Source organism: Photobacterium obscurum (assembly GCF_026191635.1).
In the GTDB taxonomy this organism is placed as follows: Bacteria; Pseudomonadota; Gammaproteobacteria; order Enterobacterales; family Vibrionaceae; genus Photobacterium; species Photobacterium obscurum.
Genome location: NZ_JAKRRW010000006.1, coordinates 245734 through 254517, shown reverse-complemented (window position 1 = coordinate 254517; position 8784 = coordinate 245734). Strand labels below are relative to the sequence as shown.

General features: G+C 41.8%; 8 protein-coding genes. 1 reads left to right on the top strand and 7 read right to left on the bottom strand.

Annotated elements, in window-relative coordinates; all coding sequences use genetic code 11:
- Positions 1 to 271 precede the first annotated feature (271 nt).
- The 7 genes from MD588_RS10655 to MD588_RS10625 all read right to left on the bottom strand — a co-directional run bounded on the left by MD588_RS10655 (position 272) and on the right by MD588_RS10625 (position 7535).
- The gene (locus MD588_RS10655) at positions 272 to 1153 is read right to left on the bottom strand and encodes a macro domain-containing protein (RefSeq protein ID WP_265697185.1); all 882 of its coding nucleotides are present in this window, start codon (positions 1151 to 1153) and stop codon (positions 272 to 274) included.
- A gap of 291 nt (positions 1154 to 1444) precedes the next feature.
- Positions 1445 to 1795, bottom strand: a complete 351-nt coding sequence (locus tag MD588_RS10650) for a nuclear transport factor 2 family protein (protein WP_407676562.1) — start codon at positions 1793 to 1795, stop codon at positions 1445 to 1447.
- Positions 1796 to 1807: 12 nt separating this feature from the next.
- Positions 1808 to 2320, bottom strand: coding sequence for a nuclear transport factor 2 family protein (locus tag MD588_RS10645; protein WP_265697182.1), 513 nt, complete (start codon positions 2318 to 2320; stop codon positions 1808 to 1810).
- Between the two features lie 200 nt (positions 2321 to 2520).
- A complete protein-coding gene (locus MD588_RS10640) occupies positions 2521 to 3375 on the bottom strand; it encodes an SDR family oxidoreductase (protein ID WP_265697180.1) in 855 nt (284 codons plus the stop codon).
- 182 nt (positions 3376 to 3557) lie between these two features.
- Positions 3558 to 5003 (bottom strand): YfcC family protein, encoded by a 1446-nt coding sequence (locus tag MD588_RS10635; RefSeq protein ID WP_265697179.1) that lies wholly within the window; start codon positions 5001 to 5003, stop codon positions 3558 to 3560.
- A 100-nt stretch (positions 5004 to 5103) separates the two neighbouring features.
- Positions 5104 to 6240, bottom strand: a complete 1137-nt coding sequence (gene iadA, locus MD588_RS10630) for a beta-aspartyl-peptidase (protein WP_265697177.1) — start codon at positions 6238 to 6240, stop codon at positions 5104 to 5106.
- Positions 6241 to 6629: 389 nt separating this feature from the next.
- Positions 6630 to 7535: a LysR family transcriptional regulator gene (locus MD588_RS10625; RefSeq protein ID WP_265697175.1), complete on the bottom strand. Its 906-nt coding sequence runs from the start codon at positions 7533 to 7535 to the stop codon at positions 6630 to 6632.
- Between the two features lie 268 nt (positions 7536 to 7803).
- Between MD588_RS10625 and MD588_RS10620 the strand changes: the two genes are divergently transcribed.
- Positions 7804 to 8694 (top strand): LysR family transcriptional regulator, encoded by an 891-nt coding sequence (locus MD588_RS10620; RefSeq protein WP_265697174.1) that lies wholly within the window; start codon positions 7804 to 7806, stop codon positions 8692 to 8694.
- The last annotated feature ends 90 nt before the right edge of the window (positions 8695 to 8784 follow it).

Below are 8784 nucleotides of genomic sequence, written 5' to 3'. Positions count from 1 at the left end.
CTTTATTATTTGCCGTCTCTAAAACCCTTACTAACATCTTTCAAACGTATGTACTCCAAGCTTTTTGACTATATAACCATTAAACCTAGTCACCACTGCCATGGATATGATATTTAGCTTTGAACCCATACTGGAGCATTGCTGGAAACTCACGAGAAAATAGTTCCTCATCTGCATAGTTAATACCTGCTGCAGCCGTCAGTCCTGCAACAAAATAAATTCTGCATCACTCAACCAGGCCTTTGCTGTTGATATGATTTTTGGGTCTAGGTTATGTCCATTCATAAATAAGTTTTTCATAAATTGTTGCGTCTGCTTGGGTATATAGATTAAATATAATTTTTTCAAATCGTTTGGGGTGATTAGCTAACCAGTCAGCTACTGTAGTTAACGCAAGTTGAGCAGCATCAATTTTAGGGTATGAAAATACACCTGTTGAAATAGCACAAAAGGCAATGGTTTTAATGTCGTCGACTTCTGCTGCAATATTTAAGCAGGCGCAATAAGCATTTATTAACTGCTGTTTTTGTTCAATGCTTGGTAAATGTCCAGGCATTAAGCATGGCCCAACGGTATGTATGACATACTTTGCTGGTAGGGCGTAGCCTCTCGTTATTTTGGCAGAGCCTAAAGGTTCTTTGCAGCCTTGCTTATCTATAATTGTTGCGCAATCATCTCTTAGCCGAGGGCCCGCTGCAGAATGTATCACGTTATCAATACAAGCATGATTAGGTAGTCTACAACCCAATAAGTAACTATTGGCGGCATTAACAATTGCATCAGCTTTAAGCTGGGTAATATCACCAACCCAGATACTCGTACGATCTTGAGCAGGGTACGTACTAGTGTAAATGTTTCTAATAAAAGGTAGTGTTTTAGCATCGACAAGCAATCGTTGTGAATTTACACGGACAGCGATAGCTTCAATTTGATTCATCAAGCCTGCTGTTAATTGATATGGGCCGATAAGGGCTAAAGTACCATGTAGTTTTTCCAAAGCCTCTGTTTCTGAAATATCAGCAGGTACTGAAATGTTCATCTGCTTCAATGCCGAAATGATAGCGGCATATAAGTCATGAACTGGTTCAATATTAGTTTCCTGATTAAGCCTAATTGCTTGCTTATATTCATTGATGTCAATACTGGTATGCATATTAATCCTAATAAAACTTGAATAAAGGTTGCTGCACTCACAATTTGATGATTAATTAACACATGGAAAATATTGCTGAGCATATCGTTTTCAAACAGTTAAGTTGGCAATATCTTATACGACAAACTCTATTTTATTTGTAAACCCCATCAAAACACAGGTGTAAATATCGAGTTTTATCATACCAATCAATATTTATATTTTTGACACTGTTCGCTATGTTGATTATTTTCATTTAACCAAGTAAATACAAAAATAAAGAGTCCCTAAATAAGAGGCTCATTATCTTATTTAAAACATACCATTTTCATGGGCCATCTGTTCTGGAATTTCCTGAATAATATCCCAGTGCTCAACGATTTTACCGTCTGTAATTCGGAACAAATCGTAGAATGCTTGTGCTTTACCATTCCATCGCCCTTCGCTTTGCGTTAAGACAAAGTTACCTTCACCTAAAATACGATGAACTTTATGGTAGTCGAACATATTGTTTTGAGATGCTAAGTAGGCAAGCGCTTCGTTGAGGCCATCTAAACCATCTTTCACCATAGTGTTATGCTGATCATATTGCTCTGTACTAATATATTCACTTATTTTTTCTGGTGCCTTACCAAAAAATACATCTTCCATAAAGTTGGCAATTAGTTGCTTATTCTATTCAGTTTTGTCTGTATCCGTGACAAGAGTCGGCCCATCAAACTGTGAGCGACCACTAGCCGTTTCCTTTATAACTGGAGAGATAGCATCCCAATGCTCGGCGACTTGACCATCTTGCATACGCCAAACATCAAATGTTACGACTTCTTTGGCGCCGAATGCTTCTGCGTTATCGTAGGTGTTGTGGATAACAATAAAATCACCATCCTCCATGAAACGATGAGTTTTATAGGTTAAGCCAGCGTCTTTTAACACCGGTAGAAAACCAAGTGCAGGTGCTAGTCCTGTTGGTACATGAGGATTATGCTGAATATAATCTTCACGGAAATATTTTTTCCTTTCTTCGGCGTCAAAATCTTTAATAGATGCATCTTGGGCTTTCATTGCTGTCTGTTTCATTGGACTGTTAACCATATGATTATTTGAATCGGCGGCTGTGCTTGTACATGCACTCAGCAATGATATGGTCGTCAGCAGTGCTGCAGTAATGTAAGAAGTTGATATTTTCATTTATTTAATTTCTGAAAGTTATGCTCGCTATCAGCGAGCATCTTTATCAGCACTTATAGTTAAAATATCAGTTCATTTATATTTATCAAATTACATAACGATAACTTACCTTTAATTAAGGTACACGTTATCTTAATTTTGGGTTCTAAAATACAAACAATAACCCTGCTCCCAAAAAGCTTAGAGAGAAAGTGTATTTCTTACGAGATAATCGCCTTGATCATCTCGCTTAGATTTGTCGTAGGGCGACCAATCAAAGCACTTAATTCCCCTTGCTCATCAAATAATCCCCCCTTTGAAGCACCAACATCAGAATTTGCAAGCAATGCCGCGAATGGCTCAGGTAAGCCCGCGCCAACAAGTGCTTCCTTAAATTCATTTTCAGGCAGGTTCACATAAGGTATTTCTTTATTTGATTCCTGGCTAATTAGAACTGAAAGGTCAGCGAGTGAGTATGACTCATCACCAGCTAGCTCGTAAACTTTTCCAGCTTGAGGCTCTTCTGATGTAATGACCACAGCAGCAGCTTCTGCATAATCTTCTCTCGCTGCTGAGCTTATTTGGCCCTCACCCGCACTACCAATAAACACCCCGTGCTCAATGGAAGGCGCTACACTTGCAAGATAGTTCTCCGTATACCAACCATTGCGAAGCAGCACGAATGGTACCCCACTCTCCTTCAAATGCTTCTCTGTTTCGATGTGCTCTCCTGCTAGCCCTAAAGGAGACGTGTCTGCATGCAGTAAACTTGTATAGGCAATGAGAGATACCCCCTCGCTTTTCGCAGCTTCGATAACATTCATGTGCTGTTCGGCTCTTTGGCCCAACTCACTTGATGAGATAAGAAGAATTTTCTCTGCACCATCGAATGCTGTTTTTAGTGTTTCAGGCCTTGAGTAATCAGCTTTACGCACTTGCACACCCAAAGCAGATAAATCGCTTGCTTTTTCAGGAGTACGGACCGCAGCAATTATTTCTGACGCATCTACTTTACTGATTAAATGCTTGATCACTAGACGGCCTAGTTGGCCAGTTGCACCTGTTACAACAATCATTTTTCTAACTCCATTAGTTTCTCAATTGCGTTGAGTTAACTATATAGTTCCACCATTAACAGATAATCCACCACCAGTTAAACTTATAGTTAAACGTGGCTAAACAGTGTGTAGGGAATGAAAAAAACCACCAGCAACAAGGTGTTGCTGGTGGTTTATTGAGTATCGGGCTTGCGCGTTGATTACATCATTGCGCCAGCACTTAGTATGGTCATGATTAGAACAGTCAGCATACCAATTAGCGGCGCGACCCATTTAAGCCAGCGAACATAAGGGACGCGGGCAATTGCCAGCCCCCCCATAAGTACTGCTGAAGTTGGTGTAACCATGTTCACGAGACCAGAAGCTGACTGGTAAGCAGTCACTACCAGGTCACGGCCTACACCGGCAAAGTCAGCCAGAGGAGCCATAATTGGCATAGTCAGTACAGCAAGGCCAGAAGATGAAGGAACCACGAACGATAGCAGAACTTCCAGCCAGTACATTACATTAATGAACACGATAGAAGACAGGCCGGTTACTGCATGCTCGGCATAGTTCAGGACGGTGTCAGTGATCATGCCGCGGTCCATGATTACAACAATACCACGTGCGATACCGATAATTAGTGCAACACCCAGCAGGTCACGGGCACCGTCGATGAAGCTTGATGTTAACTCTGCTTCACTCATGCGGGCGACTAGACCGATGATGATACTTGAAGCCAGGAACATTGCTGAGATTTCAGCCATCCACCAGCCAGCAACGGCTACGCCGTAGATCATGATACCGAAAGAAGCGGCGAACAGAGCCATGATGATTTTACGAGTGGTGGTGAACTCCAGCAATTCGTCAGACTGGTTGCCCAGGAAGTGTGCTTTGTTCTCTTCGTACTTGTCATAAACGATAGACTTGGTTTTGTCTTCACGAACTATTTTGGCATAGCGCATGACATAGCCTACACAGATCACCCAGCCGATAATCAATATAGCAAAACGCGGTTCGATACCGTCAGTGAAAGAGATGCTTGCGGCGTTGGATGCAATTACTGTTGCGAATGGGTTGATGGTTGAGCCAAGACTACCGATACCAGCTCCTAGCTGTACGGTTGCAGCCGCAACTAAAGGGTCAAAGCGGGCAAGCATCATTACAGGAACCAGCAGAGTATAGAAAGGTATTGTCTCTTCGGCCATGCCGTAAATCGTACCACCTGCAGCAAACATTGCCATCAGGATTGGGATCATCAACTCTTCCCGGCCTTGCAGGCGAGCTGTAACACGCGCGATACTGGCATCAATAGCACCAGTTTTGGTTACCAGACCAAGGAAACCACCGATCACCAGAATGAACAAGGCTACGTCGATAGCCGCTGCTTCATAGCTATTGTGATCGTAGAAGCCGTCAATCGGTGCCAGCAGGACATCGACTATGCCTTGCGGGTTGTTGTCTATTGATTGGTAGGTACCGCTTACAGGTACTTCTCTACCTAGATCTTCATTCATGACGCGATCATACTTACCGGCCGGTACAATCCAGGTCAGCAATGCCACTAGGGCAATAAGTGCAAAAAGAATGGTGTAGGCTGAAGGGAATTTAAAGTTGGCGAAGAAACCACCTTTCTCTTCTTTCGTTACGGTTTGGGTTGTCATTATTATCTCCTTGTCTTTCTACTGTCGCCAGTAGAAAGGGGTCACCCTATATACCAAGTGCTGATATAAAATGGTTATCAAGCAAAATAGAAATCTCAAATTATTCGAAATTCGCTTTCACTAGCACTTCATTGTCCAAAAGCATTGTCTTTCCTTTGGCAATCACACTATTAAGCGTAAAATCATCATTGAAGATGCAGAGATCAGCATCATGACCAAGACTTATTCGACCTTTGTTTATCCCTAGCGTATCAGCCACATTGGCCGTCATCATTGCAATGGCCTTCTCTGGTTCAATTCCTACGTTAATCAATTTCGGCAAAAACTTAAGATTGCTATCACAACTTGCCGCAACAATGCCGGTTAGCTCTCCATGTTCGTTAAACTCAGGCAGACTTCCATTACCATCTGAGCTGGTAGTGATTCGGTCTGCGGCTACGCCTGATTCAAGTGCACGTTTTATCATTTGCTCTTGAGGTGTGTCATTGCCAGGGGCGGAGGTAATATCGATTTTCCCGCCTTTCAATGCAAAGCTGATCGCTTCATCAAATAAACCTGAATTACGCTCTAGATGCGTAGGAGAGAAGTGTTTAATAGGTACGCCCAGATCAATAAGTTCTTCAATCTTGTCAAATGCGTTTGGTAAATCTCCCATATGAATGTGAAGTACACCACGTTTCCCTGACAGCATACCGGCAATTCGAATATCAGAGATGATACGTGCTAGTTCTTGAGTCGTAGGGAAAGAACATCGATGATCGGCTAACGCGATTTTTACGCCAAGAACGGACGGAATAAAGGCAATATCATCACGAATCGATCCGGTGATCGTTTTGGTAGGAACTTCATACGATCCGGTATACATGAAGGCGCTAATGCCTTCTTCTGTGAGTGCAGCGGCTTTGGCATACAGATCGCGAGGTGACCGGGAAATTCCATCTGTACCCAGAACGCCGATAACGGTTGTGGTACCGGCCTCTAATAATTTTTTTAGGGAAACCTGCGGCACTCGGCTTGTAAATCCAGCTTCACCTCCGCCGCCCGTTAGATGGACATGCTGATCAATCAATCCTGGTGTTACGATTTTGCCACGGCAGTCGATAGTTTTTACTGCTTTTAGACCAGTAACATTCAAATCAGGTTCTATTGCTATTATTTTTCCTTGTCCTAATAAGATGTCAGTTTTGCCTATTTTATTTGGGTTATAGAGATTGGTATTTTTCAGTAGGGTAAACATGATTTCCTCTTTGGTTGTTATCAGAAAACTGCCTTATATTTCAGCAATTGCAGAGATACAAAACGGCTACTACTGGAAACCACCAGCAACAAAGTGTTCTTGGTGGCTTAATATCACGCTAGGAAACTAAGAGATAACGCTGCAACATGGCGGCCAGCCATAAACGAAACTGGGCCACAGTAAACGTGAGGTGCAAATACCTATCGTGAATAGGTTGACAGTGTTGCCCAAATAAAAAAATCGAACAATTTCAATAAACTTTAAGATTGTTGAGAAAAATTAAACATTCAAACCACAAAAAAGCCATGCGCCAGGATTTATTGATTGTAATCAAAAAATATTATTGATGATGGTCACGCTAACTAATCCTATTCATTTTGATTGGTGAGCTACGAATCAAAAAAAACACCTGAAATGTGACTAATTACATCCTTAATCAGTGCCTCTTTCTTGTTTCCTCTTTTAAAAATAAATCCCCATTCACCTAAATGAATTGTGCAATCAAACGGCTTACACAACTCGCCACTAGCAAGCTCACGATAAACAAAAGGGGAGTTCATTAAGACAACACCTTTATCATGAGCGGCAAGCTCTATGGCCGTCATCTTGTCACCTGTCGTTAAGTAAGGTTTGAACCTATGGCCAGGAACGAATTCATTGAACCAGCGTTGCCAATCCTCTTCATCGCGAGTAGTCGATATGATCGGCAGTTTGGTAATTTCTTCTGGTGAACTGCAATCTTCAATACCGAATCGCTTAAGTAAATCAGGTGTACAGAAAGGGGTGATTTCATGAGGGAATACCTTAATCCAGCGGAATTCGTTCTCTATGTTCTGGGGATCTCGCTCTAAGATGAAAGCTAAATCAGCATGCTTGCTATTGAAATGATCGTAACCAGGCATGGTTATCTTAAGCTTGATGTTTTCGTGATTATCTGTGTAGTCAATAAGCTTCATATTAAGCCATTTTATTGATGGCATTACATAGGTCTGAATGGTTAGTTCGTTGTTGTCAAAGCCGCTTCGTATTACTGATAACCTTTGATCTAAGGTGCTTAAGATATCCTTTACTTCAATGTAGAAAGTTGCTCCATCGCTGGTTAGTGAGATCCCACGGCCTGACTTTTCTAATAGCTTTTTGCCAAGCTCTGATTCTAGTTTTTTTATCTGCAGTGATATAGCAGAAGTGCTTACGCATAGCTCCCGAGCAGCCACTGAGACACTTGATAGCCTAGCAACGCTCTCAAATGCCTCTAAAGTCTTTAATGACGGTATGTTTGGGTAGTTTGATTTCATTATTTTTAGATATGTAGACGCATCAGAGACAAAAACCGTGCCTAACGGATAATGGTCTGCCGCAAGAAAAGTTCGGGGTGAAAAGGTATTTTTTACGCGAAAATCGCCTTGAGCATCTCGCTTAGGGGTGTGTACCTGTTACAGCAATCATATTTCTAAATCCATGTATTTATTATTGTTTTGTGATAACTATATCGTTTCGAATTTGAATGATAATTACACTTTAAGTAAACTCACAGTTAATTCTGACTAAACAGTATGTGAAAAAATGATCTCGATAGATGACATGATGGTGTTTACCAAGGTGGTCGAAACTCAATCCTTTACCAAAGCTGCAGATCAGTTAGGTATTGGCAAAGCGCGAGTTTCTCAGATAGTGACCAAACTTGAGCAAGGATTAAATACACGCCTGCTGCATCGAACGACACGCTCGTTATCACTTACTGACACTGGAGTACACTACTACAAAAAGTGTCAAATGATTCAAGAGCTGGCGATGCAGGCCAACACTGAAGCACAGAAGTTCAGTAACGAGCCAAGTGGCCTAATACGAATTTCAACGCCGATCGGCAATGCTGCATACATAAACCTCTTCAGTAAATTTCTCAACCAATATCCACAAATTCAGCTCGATGTGATGGAAAGTGACAGCTACAGCAACTTGATTGAATCACGTTGTGATATTGCTATTCGCGCTTCCTCCGCGCTTGAAGATTCCAGTCTGCATGCAACTAAAATTGGTGAGTTTGACGATATTCTTTGTGCGTCACCAGAGTACCTTAAGCGTTTTGATGAACTACAGTCAGCACAAGATCTGCTAAAACTCGACTGGGTGAGTCACGATATCGTGCATGGTGATAAACTGCTGGTGTTAAAGTCGTCGCAAGGAGAGGTAATAAAACTGAGCAAAAAACCCAAAGTGCGGGTTCGCACCACAAACGCACTAAAAGGATTCCTGATCAATCATATTGGGTTTGGTCTCTTGCCAGACTTTACGGTTGAAAATGAGCTAGCTAGTGGTGAGTTGGTCAGAATCCTCCCCGAAGTTCATGATGTTGCCATTCCTTTATATGCCGTGTATCAAAACAAGGCATTAATGCCGCTAAGAACGCGCACTCTGATAGATTTTCTCAAACAAGAAGGGGGCGCTTTTAGGTAAATTTCAACCTCTCATCACCGTGCTAACCAACCCGAAGGCATTCACTCAATAGCTATGGATATCATAATCTTGGTGGCTTTGATAAAGATT